Raw genomic sequence first — 16,729 nt, forward strand, 5'->3', positions numbered from 1 at the left:
AGACCGCCGCAGCGGTCTTTTTTATGAAGTTAAGTGTTATTTAACTCGCATACCTGGCTGCGCACCTTCATGAGGCTCAAGTATAAATAAATCTTTACCACCCGGGCCAGCCGCTAATACCATACCTTCTGAATCACCAAACTTCATCGTGCGTGGGGCAAGGTTTGCCACCATTACGGTGAGTTTACCCACTAAGTCTTCAGGCGCATAAGCCGATTTTATACCCGCAAATACTTGCTTAGTTTCGCCGCCTAAATCTAATTCTAGACGCAGTAGTTTATTGGCTTTCTCGATATGTTCCGCTTTGCTGATACGAGCAATTCGTAAGTCAATTTTTGCAAAATCTTCAAAGCTTATTTCTGGGCTGATAGGATCTTGCTCTAATTGATTAACGGCTTGTGTCGGCGCATCGGTTTTAGGAGCGTCCGTATTAGTGGCTTGCAAGTTTTCTTTAGAGGCATCGATGATAGCTTCAATACTCTTAGGTTCGATACGTTGCATTAAGGCTTTAAATGGTGCAATTTCATGGCCTGATAAATCTTGGGCCAAATTATCCCATGTTAAGGTTAACTGTAAAAATCCTTCAACATTTTCGGCAAGCTTAGGTAATACAGGCTTAAGATAAGTCACCAAAATTCTGAACAGATTTAATGCATTACTGCAAACCTGATGTGCTTCTTGTTGTTTATCTTCATGCTTAACTAATTGCCAAGGTGCGGCGTCAGCAACATAAGCATTAGCAATATCTGCTAGCGCCATGATTTCACGCATCGCTTTACCAAATTCGCGGGTTTCATATAATTCAGCAATAATCTCGCTTTTGGCTAAGAATATGTCGCTTAGGCTGCTGTCAGTAACCTTGGCTAATTTACCGTCAAAACGTTTACTGATAAAACCAGCGGTACGAGAGGCAAGGTTAACTAATTTTCCGACCAAGTCAGAGTTAACGCGTTGGGCAAAATCTTCTAAGTTTAAATCTAAATCATCAATACGGCTGTTTAATTTAGCGGCGTAATAATAACGTAGGTATTCAGGATCCAAATTGTCTAGATAAGTGCGCGCTTTGATAAACGTGCCTTTTGATTTCGACATTTTTGAACCATTAACAGTGACATAGCCGTGAGCATACACGCTAGTCGGTTTACGAATACCAGCGCCTTCAAGCATGGCAGGCCAGAATAAACTGTGGAAATAGACAATGTCTTTACCGATGAAGTGATACACCTCTGCGGTTGAGTCTAGGCCCCAGAAATCGTCAAAGTTTAAGTCATCACGCTTATTACATAAGTTTTTAAATGACCCCATATAACCAATAGGTGCATCTAACCAGACATAGAAAAACTTACCTGGAGCGTCAGGAATTTCAAATCCAAAGTAAGGTGCATCACGGGAGATATCCCATTGCTTTAGGCCTTGATCAAACCATTCGTTAAGCTTGTTGGCCATTTCTTGTTGCAAGGAACCTGATTGGATCCACTCTTTTAACATGCCTTCAAATGCAGGTAGGTCAAAAAAGAAATGTTCGGTGTCTTTCATTATCGGTGTTGCGCCAGATACGGCTGACTTAGGATTGATTAAATCCGTAGTGCTGTAGGTTGCGCCACAATTATCACAGTTATCGCCGTATTGATCTTCAGACTTACATTTTGGGCAGGTGCCTTTAACAAAACGGTCTGGTAAGAACATTAATTTTTCAGGGTCATATAATTGTGAAATGGTTTTGGTTTTGATGTAACCACCATCACGCAGTTTTAGGTAAATATCACAGGCTAAGGCGCGATTTTCTTCGCTATGAGTGCTGTGGAAATTATCAAACTGGATATTGAAGTCGGCGAAATCTTGCTGATGTTCCTTTTGAACCTGAGCAATCATTTCTTCTGGTGTAATACCCATTTGCTGCGCTTTGAGCATGATCGGTGTGCCGTGAGCATCGTCGGCGCAAATGTAGTGGCATTCATGACCACGTAATTTTTGAAAACGTGACCAGATATCCGTTTGGATGTACTCAAGCATGTGGCCTAGGTGGATCGGGCCGTTGGCATAAGGTAGGGCACTTGTGACCAGTATTTTACGCTGTGATTTTGTCATTTTGTCTCGATATCAAATTACACCAAAAATATTGCCTGATACTAACTGATTTGCAGACTTTTTTCACCAAAACATGACTTAAAAAAGCTTAATAGTCGCTATTTTTTTACCAAGTTCTGATACACTTGAGCAAATTTCTACTTCGGAGTTGCCGTTTTGGTCAATACACATACAAATTATCAATTAAGTGATGAATTATTGTCACCAGTGTTAGATATTTTAGAAGCATTTGAAGACCCTTATTTGCGTAAAGGCTTAGTGAGTGCAGGATGTGTAACCGCACTGTCGATAGAAGGAAAACGCCTACAATTAGGCTTAGTTTATCCTTATCCGTGTATGACACAATATCGCGATACTGTGATGGCTGTGACCAATAAATTGGCTGTACTTGACGCGATTGATGAAGTGGAGTGTGAAATTGATTTTCAGCCTCGAGTTTATTCAGCACTGCCTGCTATTGCACCTATTCCTAACGTAAAGCAAGTTATTGCCGTGGCATCAGGTAAAGGTGGTGTGGGTAAATCAACTACCGCAGTGAATCTTGCATTAGCCTTAAAGGCTGAAGGCGCTGAAGTGGGTATTTTGGATGCCGACATTTATGGCCCGTCTATTCCATTGATGTTAGGTATTCCTAATTTTCGTCCACAATCGCCAGATGGCAAGCACATGACGCCAGCGCTAGTTCATGGTATTTCTGCGCAATCAATTGGTTTTATGTTAAGTGGTGATGAAGCTGCGGTATGGCGTGGTCCTATGGCGGCTGGTGCATTAGCGCAGTTACTCAATGAAACCCAATGGCCTGAATTAGACTATTTGATTATCGATATGCCACCTGGAACCGGTGACATTCAATTAACCTTGTCGCAAAAAGTGCCAGTAAGCGGTGCCGTCATTGTTACCACGCCACAAGACATTGCCTTAGCGGATGCTAAAAAAGGCATTACCATGTTTAACAAGGTCAATATCCCAGTACTTGGGATTATCGAGAACATGAGTTTCCATCTTTGTCCTGAATGTGGTCATAAAGAACACCCATTTGGTACTCATGGTGGTAGTGAAATAGCTAAACGCTATAACGTGCCGTTGTTAGGCGCACTGCCACTGCATATCAATATTCGTGAATCAATGGACAATGGTACGCCGAGCGTAATGAGCGAACCAGAAAGTGAAGTGTCAGGGATATATCGCGAAATTGCCCGCAAGCTTGGGGCTGAGTTATCACTTCAACAAGTACAATCAACCGTAAAAATTAGCATATCAGAAGACGAGTAAGGTTAAGAGATGAATTCTCAGCAGTGTGTCATTATTGGGATTGCCGGTGCGTCGGCTTCAGGTAAAAGTTTAATTGCTAAAACAATTTTTGAAGAATTGTGTCGTGATTTAGGAACCAATCAAATTGGTGTGATCAATGAAGATGCCTATTATCGGGATCAAAGTCATTTGACCATGGAAGATAGAGTCAAAACCAATTACGATCATCCAAAAGCATTGGATCATCAATTATTAGCGACTCATTTAACTCAGCTAAAACGAGGTGAAGCCGTTAGTATTCCTTGTTATAGCTATACTGAGCATACGCGTACCACTGAAACGCTTAACATGCAGCCTAAAAAAGTCATTATCCTTGAAGGTATTTTGTTATTAACCGACCCTAAGCTGCGTGAGTTAATGGATGCCAGTGTGTTTATGGACACGCCATTAGACATTTGTTTTTTACGTCGGTTAACCCGCGATGTTGCTGAGCGCGGCCGCACAATGGAAACCGTTATTGCGCAATATAAACGAACAGTACGTCCAATGTTTTTACAGTTTATCGAACCGTCGAAGCAATATGCCGATATTATCGTGCCTCGTGGTGGTAAAAACCGCATCGCAACGGATATTTTAAAAACTAGAATTCAGCATTTATTGGCTAGATAGCCTTATTTAAGAGAGTGCCGCATGCGTTTAACCGATATAGAAATTGAGCAATGTTTAGATAATGGTAGCATTATCATCGATCCTCGCCCTGGTATAGAAGCCATTTCTGGTGTCAGTGTCGATGTCCGTTTAGGCAGCCAATTTCGGGTATTTAAAGACCATACGGCACCTTTTATTGATTTAAGTGGCCCCAGTGCAGAAATGCAAATAGCCCTTGATCGAATTATGAGCGATAAAATTGAAATCGCTGACGACCAAGCTTTTTTCCTCCATCCTGGCGAGTTAGCTTTGGCTGTGACCTATGAAAGTGTCACTTTACCTGCCGATGTTGTCGGCTGGTTAGATGGTCGCTCATCGCTTGCGCGCTTAGGTTTAATGGTGCATGTGACTGCGCATCGTATTGATCCTGGTTGGCAAGGGAAAATCGTGCTTGAGTTCTTTAACAGTGGCAAGTTGCCATTAGCATTACGCCCAGGCATGACCATCGGCGCGCTTAATTTTGAGCGCTTAAGTTCAGCGGTCGCTCGCCCTTATAACACTCGTAAAAGTTCGAAATATAAAGATCAACAAGAGGCTGTCGCAAGCCGGATCAGCCAGGATAAATAATGGCGCCAGTTTGGGTTAATCATCACGAGAACGGCACGATAAATCCATTTGATCGTGCTGTTGCTTATGGTGATGGTGTGTTTGCAACTATGCGCACCGCATCAGCTGATATGCCGGCAGGGATTTTATTCCTTGATGGTCATATTTGTCGTTTGCAGCAGGGCTGTGAACGCTTGGGTATTGAGTGGCATGCCAGTGATTTATTAATAGAGCAACTGCAGCAACTCGCAAGGCAATACCCACAACATTGTATTAAGCTTTTGCTCACGCGCGGAGTCGGCGGCCGTGGTTATCAAGCACCGTCAAGCTCAAACGTGACTGAAGTTGTGTCCGTTAATGCCATTCCAGATCATTATCTTGATTGGCAGCAAAGTGGCATTTCGTTAGCATCATCATCGATATGTCTAGGCAGACAACCACTTTTAGCGGGCATAAAACATCTTAATCGGTTGGAACAGGTGCTAATTAAGTCTCAACCTCTAGTTGACACTTATCAAGATTGGTTGGTGTTTGATTGTGATGGTTATGTGATTGAGTCATCAATGGCTAATCTTTTTATCGTCAAAAATAATCAAGTACTTACCCCTGCAATAACGCATGCGGGTGTCAGCGGCGTGATGCGCGAAATCATCATTGATACGCTGCTTTGTCATGGTATTGCTGTGATGGCAACACGACTTACGTTAAGCGATGTTCAAGCTGCTGAGCATATATTTATAACCAACAGTTTATTTGGCATGATTGATGTTACCGCCATTGACGATTTTCAATTTAGCCGTTGGACGCAAACACCGCGATTCAGGCAAATTCTAAGTGTGAATTTATAATATGATTAAAAAAATAAAAACATTTATATTAGCTAGTTTAATTCCTTTATTCACCTTGACTTGTATTGGTGGCTATTGGCTAGTATCTGGCCTAATGACTTATCAAAAACAGCCATTGCAGTTAACTGAAAGCCAGACGCTGACAGTAGAGCCCGGCACATCGGTGATTAAGCTTGCGCAACAGCTTGAGCAACAATCATTGATTACTGATAGTTGGAAAGTTAAATACCTGGTTAAACTTGAACCAAAGTTTGCCAATATTAAGACGGGCTTATACCAATTGATCCCCGGCGATACATTAGAAGCATTATTAAAACGTTTGTATTTAGGCCAACAAGTGGTTTTCAGTGTGACCCTAATCGAAGGCAAAACCATTGCTGAGTGGCAACAAACTCTGGCAACGACTGAACATTTAGCAAAAAACGCAGATGACTTTAACCAAGTGTTATTACAACATGGTGATACATCTGGCTTGCCTGAAGGTAAGTTTTATCCGGAAACATTCCATTATCATGCGGATGATAATTTACAGACCATATTAAATCGTAGTTACAACATGATGCAGGAGAGCTTAGCCCAAGCATGGGAAGGGCGTGATCCTGATTTAGCTTTATCGTCACCCTATGAGCTATTGATTATTGCTTCTATTATTGAAAAAGAAACTGGTAAACCTGAAGAACGTGATTGGGTTTCCGCAGTGTTTAATAATCGACTCAAAAAAGGCATGCGCTTGCAAACCGACCCGACGGTTATTTATGGTATGGGTGAGCGTTATAAAGGCAATATTACCCGTAAAGATTTACGCCAAGCGACTGCATTTAATACTTATACTATTGATGGTTTACCACCAACGCCAATTGCTGCCCCTAGCCGAGCATCACTCTTTGCAGCGGCCAATCCTGCTAACGTAAATTATTTATATTTTGTGTCACGTAATGATGGTAGCCATGTGTTTTCATCCACGTTAAAAGCACATAACAATGCCGTAAATGAATTTCAGAGAAAAAGAAAATGAGTCAACAGCAAGGCAAGTTTATTGTCATTGAAGGATTAGAAGGTGCGGGTAAATCAAGCGCGATAGCCCTGGTTAATGATATTATTCAGCGCCATATTGGTCAGGCTCCTGTGTGTACCCGTGAGCCAGGCGGCACGCCATTAGCAGAAAAAATGCGCGATTTAGTTAAAATTGCTGATGAGACTGACCCCTTGTGTGACGAAGCAGAGTGTTTGCTTATTTATGCTGCCCGATCACAGTTAATCGCTAATGTTATCAAACCGGCATTAGCTGCAGGTAAGTGGGTGCTGGGTGATAGGCATAACTTATCTTCACTGGCTTACCAAGGTGGTGGCCGAGGATTAATGCCCTTAGTCAAAGCGGTCAGTGATGCTTGTTTGAGAGGCTTTAAACCTGATCTCACCTTGTATTTAGATATCGATCCAACACTCGGCTTAAGTCGTGCGGCAAGTCGCGGCAAACTTGATAGAATTGAGCAGCAAGCGATTGATTTTTTCGAACGAGCCAGGCGTACCTACTTACAATTAGCCCATGAGGATGACAGCATAGTGGTTATCGATGCAAGTCAATCTATGGCGCAGGTTCATCATGATATACAGATGCAATTACAACATCATTTGCCCGTTCTTATGGCAGAGCTGTGATTGTTATAAAAAAGGATAATGTGGCGATATGAGTGATTATCAGATTGACCAATTACCATGGTTAGCCGAGCCGCATCAGCGCTTTGTTGATCAACATTATCGCGGTAAAACTAGCCATGCCCACTTGTTCAATATTGATAGAGCGCTTGGGGGGGATAAGCTCGCTAAAGCTGCGGCACAAACAATACTTTGCCAACAACTGACCCCAGTGGGTGCTTGTGGTCAATGTAAAAGCTGTTTGCTATTGGCTGCTGGTAATCATCCAGATCTGTATATTATTGAGCCAGATGGTAACCAAATTAAAGTTGATCAAATTCGTCAGCTATGTCAAAAATTAACGCAAACGGCTCAGCAAGGTGGGGCGCGCGTGGCGATAATCGTTGATGCTGAGCGCTTAAATTTAGCCGCAGCAAACGCATTACTCAAAACACTTGAAGAACCTGGTGATGATGTTGTGCTCATTTTGCAAACCAATACATCAGCTCAGTTACTCGCGACTATTACTAGCCGTTGCCAAACTCTTAAATTTATTGAACCGACTAAGTTAGATATCCAACACTGGCTAGCTGCGCAGCAGCTGTTGCCTGCAGCCAATGCCGAGGGTAAAACTCACGATGTGACTTGGTGTCTTAGTGTTGTGGGTGGTCCTTTGGCGTTAGCAAACAGTTTAACCAGTCAGCATTATCAACAATTGCTAACATTTCGCCAAGATTGGGCTCACAGTTTAAAAACGGGTCATTTAAGTGCTAGTTTACTCAAGGTGTCTGAACAACAAATTGTTGATGCACTTAATGTTTTGTATTTGTACTTACGTCAATATGTGTTAAAAAGTAGTAGAGTAAAAGCGGATCGTCAGCCATTAAATCCGTTAGTTCAAGCTAAAGTGATTGATCTTGGCGGGCAAGTGATGAAGATGTGTCATAAGCTTGAAACTATGCCCAGCGTGAATACTCAAGCATTGTGTCAACAATATGTTCTCGCATTTAGGAAGCTAACCAATTAACGCTATTTGGTTATACTAACATCTAACCTATTTATGGAATGAAAATAATTACTTATGGTCGATCTTGTTGTTCACTACGATACATTACATAAACTCTATCGTGCTTATATGCCGTTTATTAAGCCTGCTGGTTTATTTATTGCGACTACAGAAAGTCATTTTTTAGGCCAAGAGCTTACGATTGCTTATCGATTACCTGATGCAACCCAGGCCACAGAATTTAAAGGCACTGTGGTATGGATTAATCCATTAGGGGCATCCGGTGGGCGTCCTGCTGGTATTGGGGTTAAAATTAAAACGGATGTTGAAAGCCATAAACACCATATTGAAAAGTTATTATCGAGCGAACTTTCCTCTAGCGATTTGACCTGCACTATGTAGCTAGGTATTCTTGCGCATCTGTTTTATTTTTAATGTAGTTGCGAAAGAATTCCCATGCTAATTGATTCACATTGCCACCTTGACCGTTTAAAAGCGGCCCCAGACTCAGCCAGTTTACAATCCATTATGGACAATGCCAAAACTCAAGGTGTTGACTATTTATTGTGCGTCAATGTCCGCCAACAAGGCTTTGAAGCCATGCGCGACAAGGTGTCAGCCTTTGATAATGTTTTTTTGTCTTCTGGTGTACATCCTCTCGATGTGCAAGAAGGCTTGAATATTGAAGACATTAAACGTTTTGCTGACGATCCTCGCGTAGTGGCTATTGGCGAAACGGGTTTGGATTACTTCTATTCAAATGATACTAAAACCTTGCAACAACAGTGTTTTGAACAACAAATTGCTTTAGCTGTAGAGGTGAATAAACCATTAATTGTTCATACTCGTGATGCCCGAGAAGATACCATTAATATGCTTAAAGCTGGAGGCGCTGACAAAGTCGGCGGCGTATTGCATTGCTTTACTGAAAGCTGGGAAATGGCTAAGGCGGCCATCGATTTAGGTTTTTATATTTCTGTTTCAGGTATTGTGACCTTCAAAAACGCGGGTGAGCTTCGCAGTGTTATTCGTCAAGTGCCCAAAGACAGATTACTGGTAGAAACTGATTCTCCTTATTTAGCGCCGGTGCCACATCGTGGTCAAGAGAATCAGCCAGCCTATGTTAGAGATGTTGCTGAGTTTGTTGCAGAATTACGCGGTGAAAAATTTGAAGCGTTAGCGCAGTACACCACGGATAACTTTTTTAATTTATTCAAAGATGCTGCTAAGTTGATCGGTCGCTAACTAGATTCTGGCAATAATAATCCATTTCCCACATTAAATGACTTTTAAATCAATATAATGGGGTAATGGATTGCTGCTTGTTGATTGGAAAATAAGATAAAAAAAGACCCAAAACTATCCAATTGTTCTGGGTCTAGGGAAAGGGCTCGATTAAGAGCCTTGCGCTACTGTCGTGGCTGCTTAAGATTGCTTAAGCAGCCAAATAGTGAATCAAACATTGATTAACTATAGTCAGGTCGATTGGTTTTTGCATGAAATTTAATCAAATAAATCACTATTAATTTGATATTAAATTCATCTTTACATCAAGCCACTGATTATAGGGTTTATCGTCATGATTAAAAATGACTTGGTTACAAGTCGTTATAGGCTTAGATTGACGTTATCGCGGACTAACTCTCGCGGTAAATTGTTTTTCAGTCTATGGCCTAAATGCTTTACTACGCCTAATACTGCGTGATGATAACTGACTAACATTTCGCCTTGTGTCGTGATAGCCAAACGTTGTTGTATGGCATCATCAAAGCTGTTGCTGGCAATATCGCGTCCCATCAAAAAGTCTTTAGCTTGTGATGCTGTCAACTCAATGGTTCTTGGGGCGTCGTATGTTGATGCTGATAAGGCAATGATGGCTTCATGTTTCGCTTTGTAGCCCTTCTTCATTGCGTCTGCGAGTTTAAGTCCAATACGCTGAAAACGCATTTTACCAATAAAAGGCATAAACTGAGCTGGGAATAACCAGTACTCGTCATCCCGTAACATAATGATGTCGTCGGCGGGGATATTGATGGAAAAGCTTTCTTTAAAATAATGCCTTAACTCTGTTTGTTGTTTATCGTTTGCGACCGTAAAAGGGAAGTTTTTTTGCGACTTAGGCTGTTTTTTTCGTCGTTCAACCGAGGCTGTTTTGCGGATTTTGGCGACAAAGAATCCTTCACTGTCGTAAATTTGCGGCCAAACATGTAGAAAACCTTCTTCGGTACATGCTTTATCTGCGCCATCAAATAACTGCGCCAATGAGATAAACTCAACTGCATCAGGAAAGGTTTGTTGTAAATGTTGGCAAATATGCTGGTTTTCTAACTGGCTCAGAGTACAGGTTGAATACACTAAGGTCCCGCCGGGTTTTAGCGCTAAAAATGCCGATTCGATCAAATCTTTTTGAGTTTCGCCTATGGCGGTAACATCCTCAATATCCCAATGTTTTAAGGCCAATGGATCTTTACGAACCGTACCTTCACCGCCGCAAGGTGCATCAAGTAAAATGGCGTCAAATGCTTCAAATAAATACTCGCCAAAGACTCTGCCATCAAAATGGGTTAGAGCCGTGTGGCTAGCGCCCATACGGAGCACGTTGGCGTGTAATACCTTTACTCGGCTGGCAGAATATTCATTGGCCACTAACAAGCCACTGTTATTCATTAAGGCTGCCATTTGAGTGGTTTTAGAGCCGGGGGCAGAAGCCACATCTAAAACAATTTCAGGGTTGGCTTTACTTGAAAACAATGCCGTCGGTGGCAACATAGAACTGGCTTCTTGAATATAAAACAAGCCTTGGATATGTTCTATGGCATTACCTAGTTGAACATCGTCTTTACCTTCAATCCAAAATCCATCTTCACACCAAGGGATCGGCGATAGCAGCCAACCTGCTTGCCTCATGATATTGACGAACTGTGCGGTGCTAATTTTTAGTGTATTCACCCGAATAGATTTACGAAGCGGTTTGTCGCAATAGGCGATAAACTCTTCTAAAGATAAGTGAGTGGGTAACTCTTTCTCAATATGATTGATAAAGTTTGTATTTAATTGGGCCATAATAATAAACGATAAATTATTTTTGCAGTCATTGCAGCGATCATATCACGGAATTGTGCGCCCTGATCGGCAATGATTACTGTATATTGACGTTAGTAAAACTGACTAGATGATGGAGATATGCGTGTTAAATAGAGTGTGGTTATTATTTTTTATCATTGCAGCCTTGTCTATCGTAATCCAATTAGTGAATGGCAACGTCAATATATTAAGTGAGTCGGTTACGGCATTGTTTGCCAGTGCTAAATTAGCAGCTGACATTTCAATTGGGTTAATTGGCGTATTAGCCTTGTGGATGGGCTTGATGCAAGTAGGCGAAAAGGCCGGTGTTGTCGGTTTGTTTGCGCGGATATTCGAGCCTTTGCTGTCTAAGTTGATGCCAGAGGTGCCTCGTGGTCATGTCGCTTATGGCAGTATTAGCATGAATTTGACTGCCAATATGCTGGGGCTAGATAATGCCGCTACGCCTCTTGGCTTAAAAGCTATGCACGATCTACAAACCCTTAACCCTGTCAAATCAGTTGCAACCAACGCCCAAATTTTATTTTTAGTGTTAAACACCTCGTCAGTCACCTTAGTACCCGTCACCGTATTTCTATATCGTGCCCAACAAGGGGCGGCTAATCCTGCAGATATCTTTCTACCAATCTTATTGGCCACGAGTGTCTCTACTGTAGTGGGGCTATTGGTTGTTGCCTTAGTGCAACGGATTTCGTTATTTAACAGTGTTATTTTAGCGTATGCAGCTGTCATTATGAGTGTATTCATGGCAGCAATAGCTTATTTGGTGACATTGTCGGCAGATGCAATAGGGCAAGTGTCTATGGTGTTAGGCAATGGCATATTGTTGTTACTGATTTTAAGTTTTATTTTGGTTGCAGGCTATCGCAAAATTGCTGTTTATGATGAGTTTGTCGACGGCGCTAAGCAAGGCTTTGGCCAAGCCATTCAGCTGATTCCGTATTTGTTGGCAATGTTATTAGCCATTGGCTTTCTTAGAGCCTCTGGCGCACTAGATTATGCGTTACACTTGTTGGCAAGTGGCGTTAGTGCATTGGGCGCAGATACGCGCTTTATTGATGCAATGCCTACTGCATTGATGAAACCCTTTAGCGGTTCTGGCGCGCGTGCCATGATGTTAGAAACCATGAGTCATCATGGGGTTGATTCGTTTGCGGGTCGTCTAGCGGCTATTTTACAAGGCAGCACTGAAACAACGTTTTATGTCCTTGCTGTGTACTTTGGTTCTGTTGGTATTCGTAATGGTCGCCATGCGCTAGGTTGTGGATTAGCAGCCGACTTTGCCGGTATTACTGCGGCAATCGCTGTGTGTTATTGGTTTTATGGTTAATGATTAACATTACCTCCTGATACTTAAGAGCGTTAAACATCAAAAGGCCGATACATATATCGGCCTTTTGATCTTGCTATATCGCGAGTATTTCGAGATAAGACTACTTAGTTTGTAAAGGTTGCCATTGTATCCATTCATCTTGCATATTTTTATGCAATGGAAAACGGCTCGATGCATCAATACCATTGCTGTCAGAGGTTGTATCACGCGTTGCAAATGCAATGCCGCCAGCCAGTATGGTTTCTAGTGAGCCCGTTTCTAACTGTGCGCCAGAAAATAAACCGATATCTAACTTGATCCCAGAAGCATCCCAAAATTGGCTGCTTTGGTTTATCAAGTGGCTGTATTCAGCATTGACATGAGCAAACAGGGTAATTTCAATGCCTGATTTATCTAGTTGATAACCATCAATTTGACCAACCTTAATACCGCGGAAAAACAGCGGAGTGCCAACCTTAATAGAGCCTAACTGATCATCAACCAATTGGAATGATAAAGAATCTTTAGGCACCGAAGCCTCAAAGTTGGCGTGAGGTTGAGCAACAAAGCTATCGATCAATTCCAAACTATTACCAGGGATTACCCCAATGTAAGGCCCAGTGAGTAGCGTTTCTGGAGCATTAATACCGGCTAAAGAAATTTGCGCATCAACAATAAAATATTCACTGTCACTGGCACTAAAATGGTTTGCATATTGGCCATAAATATACGCTTGCGCATTAATTGTGGTTAAATCTTGGTTTAGCTTCACATGTGATATTTCACCAATTTTATGACCTTGATAGCGAATAGCGGCTTTCTCAGCCACTTTAGAACTCACAGGCAAGATAAGGTTAATCACCTTAGCCTGCATCAGGGCGAGTGACTTGGTCTCATATAAACGCAGATTAGGTTGTGTGATCTGCGGATTCGCGGTCTCGTCAATGTGTCCAAGGGCAATACTGCCATTGATTGCACCTTTTAGAGGCGCCACATTAATATCGACACCGGCTAAACTGGCATTGATGGCGACAGCATCATTGCGCCAAAAAACAGTATTGGCTTTGACCAGAGCAACAAATTTATTGTCGATACTAATATCAATATTAAATTTATCTGTCTTAGCAAACCAATTGATTTTATTGACCGAACCTATTTGCATTTTCTTATAATAAATCGGTGACCCTTCAGTTAAATCGGCGCCATCAATACTGGTCAAGGTAAAGTTTGTCATCTGTTGCTGGGCGTAAAGCACCTGTGCTGACTCGATTGATTCATGTAAGGGTAAGGTGCTGTTAGGTGCAATCAAGGTAGCGCTATTACTTGGAATTAAGCTAATCGCACCTTCAAGCATAGTGGTCACGTCGCGAGTCTTAACCTTAATTCCGGCTAATGAAGCGTCAACGGCTAAGGCGCTTTCTGGAATAAAGAAACTCCCCTTTGTGAGTAAGTTTTTAAATTCCGGGAGAATTTCAATTTGATACTCAACGGTTGAAAAGTCTTTGCTTAAATTAATACTGGTAATTTGCCCAATAGGGAGTTGCTTATATCTAACTTGCGCGCCATTACTGACTCCCGTATGCGTATTGGCCACTACGGTGAGCTTAAGCTTAGCTTGAGTGAGTAAATCTGGGGCCTCAGAGGCTAACTCAAATTGCATTGCTTTATCAGATGCTTGAGTACCAGGTAACACATTAATTACACTACCAGTGACCAGTCGACTGAGGTTTTTAATGCCTTTTAATGATAAGTCAGCTCCACTTAACCAAAATTGACTATCGCTGGTGATCAGCCCTCGGTATTGATGTTCAACTCGAGCGCTAAACTGCACTCCAGTGTCGGTCAAACTCACTTTTTCTATTTCACCAATAGCAATACCGCGGTAGATGATAGACGTGCCTTCATTTACACCATCGTTGTCTGTCGCGGTTAAACTAAAATGTACCCCACCAATAGCAGAAAGCTCATCCTGGTAAAGAATATAAGCATCACCATTTTGCGCTTTTTCAGTATAGCTTCCGGTATCAAAGCTGATCCCGCCAGCCAAAATAGATGCAATACTCTCAGTACTGACTTTAATACCCGCTAAAGAGGCATCAATCTTCAGCCCAGATACATTCCAAAAGTGTGAGTCTTTGTTAACTAAATGGGCATATTGCTCTTGAACAAAAGCGCTGATAATAATTTGCTTATTACCATCTAAGCGATAGCTGACAACGCTGCCAACGGGTGCTTGACGGAAAAAGACTGGTGAACCTACATCAATCGAACCCAGTTTAGGCGATTTAAGCTCGATCATTATGCCTTCACTGCCGGGGAGAATTGCGGGTGCTTCGCGCTGTGCTTCAAATTCAGTTGCCGAACGGCCATCTCCGGGCTGGATGGCAATATAATTACCCGAAAATAGCGTATCTAAGCCTTCGACTCCGGTAATACTGGCTTTGGGTTTGACTAACCAAAACAAGGTGTTTTTATTCAAAAATGGGTCGGCGCGATAATCCATTACCACTTTGACATTAACACCTTTAAGGTCATCATCAATACCAATATCGGTGACTTTACCGACCGATAAACCTTGGTATTTTACTAATGTTTTACCAATATCAATGCCTGCGGCACTGGGAAAGTGGATTAAAATTTCAATGCCTGACTCTTTAATGCTTTTTACCCCTAACCAAGCACCCAATATTAAGGCGACAATAGGCAATAACCATATTGGCGAGAATAATTTTTTCTTAACAATTTTCGGTGATTCAATTTGTGTCATCGGTGTTTTCCAAGCGGTCCCAGAGTAAACGAGTATCTAACACTTTTGCCGCAAGTTGTGTCAGTAAGATCACTAACGCAAATGCAGTTGCAGCAGGTGCAGGTTTAGCATCTAACAGTTGTCCCATATTCACTAAAGCAACGGTTAATGAGATAACGAATAAGTCGAGCATCGACCAACGGCCAATCCATTCAATAATGTGAAAACCAACCATTAATTTTCTTTTTGATACCGGCAAGTTAAAACTGATGGCGGTTAAATAAGTGGCTAAGCCAAAAATCTTAAGCCAAGGTACTAAAATACTGGCAGTAAAAACAATTACCGCTATCGGCAACATGCCTGTTTGCACTAAATGGCTAATACCACTAAAAATAGTATCCTTAGTGACCACCCCGCGGTTTGTCAGGAGGGTGATAGGGTAGATGTTAGCGACGATAAGTAAAATAGTGGCTGTAATCAATAAAGCCCAACTCTGCTGGATACTGGCATAATTACGATTGCTCAATTGGCTAAAACAGCGCTGGCAATGATTTTTGCTGGTTAAATTCAGCTTGCGACAGACAGGGCATAAACATAAGCCTAACTTTTGCCCTTGCAAAGAGGCTTGAGCTTTTTTTGGGGCTTCCTGGTTAATATTTACATGAGGCTCTTCACTTGCTGAGGATAGCTCATTAGCGGGATTCATTGGAGTTTTAGGCATCAACATAACTCCACATGTGCTCAAGTTTATATTCACGTTGTAAAAAAAGAATGATGACAAACAGCATGGTAAAACTGAATGTCCCCATACCAAAATAGACATCAGAAAAATCAGATAGTTGGAATGCAGATACCAAGAAGCTGATGACATAAATTTCTAGCATGGTCATTTGTGATATCAAACCATGATTTTTTAGCAATGTCGTATAAGTTCTTTGCCAAAATGAGCTGTGCAATTCTAATTTGACAATAACAACTTGCGCCAGTATCGACAATATTAATAATCCAGGGGCGATAACAGCCGCAACCATTACCGCTAAGCCTACGACCCAATATCCTTCGGCCCAAACCGTCATAGCAGCCTGCATTACGGTCGTGGTTCTGACACTGCCAAGAAAGTGAATTTCGAGTACTGGTAACAAATTAGCGGGAATGAAAATAATTAACGCGGCAACGCATAGCGCCAACATACCATTGATAGAGCAGTACGGTGAATCATAGAGAACAGTATGACAACGCGGACAAATAGCGCGAGAACTAGAGGGTAACGCTCGTTTTCTCACTGCCAAATCACATGATCGGCATAATATTATAGAATCATGATCATCAAATTCATTCATGAAAAATTAATCTAATCCATAGTGAAAATCATTATCGGGTAGCTAAGAGGTAAACCTCTCAACTTTGCCTCATATTGGCAAATAAATGTGTCATTTGTTAAAAGAAACTCATTAATGTGTATTTGATAATATCAGAATAATCAGAACACTTGCATCATAAGTTAA

15 protein-coding genes are annotated in these 16,729 nt (G+C 41.7%); 10 read left to right on the forward strand and 5 right to left on the reverse strand.

Annotated features, from left to right (window positions below; translation table 11 throughout):
* Positions 1-36: 36 nt before the first annotated feature.
* On the reverse strand, positions 37-2,088 hold the full coding sequence (gene metG, locus H5114_RS09215) for a methionine--tRNA ligase (protein ID WP_124015877.1): 2,052 nt from the start codon (positions 2,086-2,088) through the stop codon (positions 37-39).
* Positions 2,089-2,244: 156 nt separating this feature from the next.
* On the opposite strand from metG, the gene apbC reads away from it, so the two are divergent.
* Genes apbC through H5114_RS09260 form a run of 9 tightly spaced genes read left to right on the forward strand, consistent with a single transcriptional unit; the run spans position 2,245 to position 9,327 of the window.
* Entirely contained in the window at positions 2,245-3,360 is a 1,116-nt protein-coding gene (gene apbC, locus H5114_RS09220; RefSeq protein ID WP_182722773.1) for an iron-sulfur cluster carrier protein ApbC, read from the forward strand.
* Positions 3,361-3,369: 9 nt separating this feature from the next.
* Positions 3,370-4,008 (forward strand): uridine kinase, encoded by a 639-nt coding sequence (gene udk / locus H5114_RS09225; RefSeq protein ID WP_182722774.1) that lies wholly within the window; start codon positions 3,370-3,372, stop codon positions 4,006-4,008.
* 21 nt (positions 4,009-4,029) lie between these two features.
* The gene (gene dcd, locus H5114_RS09230; RefSeq protein WP_124015880.1) at positions 4,030-4,614 is read left to right on the forward strand and encodes a dCTP deaminase; all 585 of its coding nucleotides are present in this window, start codon (positions 4,030-4,032) and stop codon (positions 4,612-4,614) included.
* Entirely contained in the window at positions 4,614-5,441 is an 828-nt protein-coding gene (pabC, locus tag H5114_RS09235) for an aminodeoxychorismate lyase (RefSeq protein WP_182722775.1), read from the forward strand. Before dcd ends, pabC begins: the two co-directional genes overlap by 1 nt.
* Positions 5,442-5,445: 4 nt before the next feature.
* Positions 5,446-6,456, forward strand: coding sequence for an endolytic transglycosylase MltG (gene mltG / locus H5114_RS09240; RefSeq protein WP_404948298.1), 1,011 nt, complete (start codon positions 5,446-5,448; stop codon positions 6,454-6,456).
* Positions 6,453-7,100 carry a dTMP kinase gene (gene tmk, locus H5114_RS09245; protein ID WP_182697152.1) on the forward strand — a complete coding sequence of 216 codons (648 nt, stop codon included), beginning with the start codon at positions 6,453-6,455 and terminating at the stop codon, positions 7,098-7,100. Before mltG ends, tmk begins: the two co-directional genes overlap by 4 nt.
* Before the next feature lie 28 nt (positions 7,101-7,128).
* Positions 7,129-8,103 (forward strand): DNA polymerase III subunit delta', encoded by a 975-nt coding sequence (gene holB, locus H5114_RS09250; protein ID WP_182722776.1) that lies wholly within the window; start codon positions 7,129-7,131, stop codon positions 8,101-8,103.
* A 54-nt stretch (positions 8,104-8,157) separates the two neighbouring features.
* The gene (locus tag H5114_RS09255) at positions 8,158-8,484 is read left to right on the forward strand and encodes a PilZ domain-containing protein (RefSeq protein WP_124015885.1); all 327 of its coding nucleotides are present in this window, start codon (positions 8,158-8,160) and stop codon (positions 8,482-8,484) included.
* 54 nt (positions 8,485-8,538) lie between these two features.
* Positions 8,539-9,327, forward strand: coding sequence for a TatD family hydrolase (locus tag H5114_RS09260; protein WP_182722777.1), 789 nt, complete (start codon positions 8,539-8,541; stop codon positions 9,325-9,327).
* A 363-nt stretch (positions 9,328-9,690) separates the two neighbouring features.
* Here the strand turns inward: H5114_RS09260 and rsmF are convergent, their stop codons facing one another.
* The gene (gene rsmF, locus H5114_RS09265) at positions 9,691-11,145 is read right to left on the reverse strand and encodes a 16S rRNA (cytosine(1407)-C(5))-methyltransferase RsmF (RefSeq protein ID WP_182722778.1); all 1,455 of its coding nucleotides are present in this window, start codon (positions 11,143-11,145) and stop codon (positions 9,691-9,693) included.
* Positions 11,146-11,269: 124 nt separating this feature from the next.
* Between rsmF and H5114_RS09270 the strand changes: the two genes are divergently transcribed.
* Complete coding sequence (locus H5114_RS09270) at positions 11,270-12,496, forward strand: nucleoside recognition domain-containing protein (RefSeq protein ID WP_182697155.1); 1,227 nt, start codon at positions 11,270-11,272, stop codon at positions 12,494-12,496.
* A gap of 103 nt (positions 12,497-12,599) precedes the next feature.
* Here the strand turns inward: H5114_RS09270 and H5114_RS09275 are convergent, their stop codons facing one another.
* The 3 genes from H5114_RS09275 to H5114_RS09285 are packed head-to-tail and all read right to left on the reverse strand — an operon-like array spanning position 12,600 to position 16,564.
* Complete coding sequence (locus H5114_RS09275; protein ID WP_182722779.1) at positions 12,600-15,245, reverse strand: PqiB family protein; 2,646 nt, start codon at positions 15,243-15,245, stop codon at positions 12,600-12,602.
* On the reverse strand, positions 15,232-15,945 hold the full coding sequence (locus H5114_RS09280) for a paraquat-inducible protein A (RefSeq protein ID WP_259395264.1): 714 nt from the start codon (positions 15,943-15,945) through the stop codon (positions 15,232-15,234). Before H5114_RS09280 ends, H5114_RS09275 begins: the two co-directional genes overlap by 14 nt.
* Positions 15,938-16,564, reverse strand: coding sequence for a paraquat-inducible protein A (locus H5114_RS09285; RefSeq protein ID WP_124015890.1), 627 nt, complete (start codon positions 16,562-16,564; stop codon positions 15,938-15,940). Before H5114_RS09285 ends, H5114_RS09280 begins: the two co-directional genes overlap by 8 nt.
* Between the last annotated feature and the right edge of the window lie 165 nt (positions 16,565-16,729).

Origin of the sequence: Shewanella sp. SR43-8 (genome assembly GCF_014163775.1) — a bacterium.
Taxonomy (GTDB): domain Bacteria; phylum Pseudomonadota; class Gammaproteobacteria; order Enterobacterales; family Shewanellaceae; genus Shewanella; species Shewanella vesiculosa.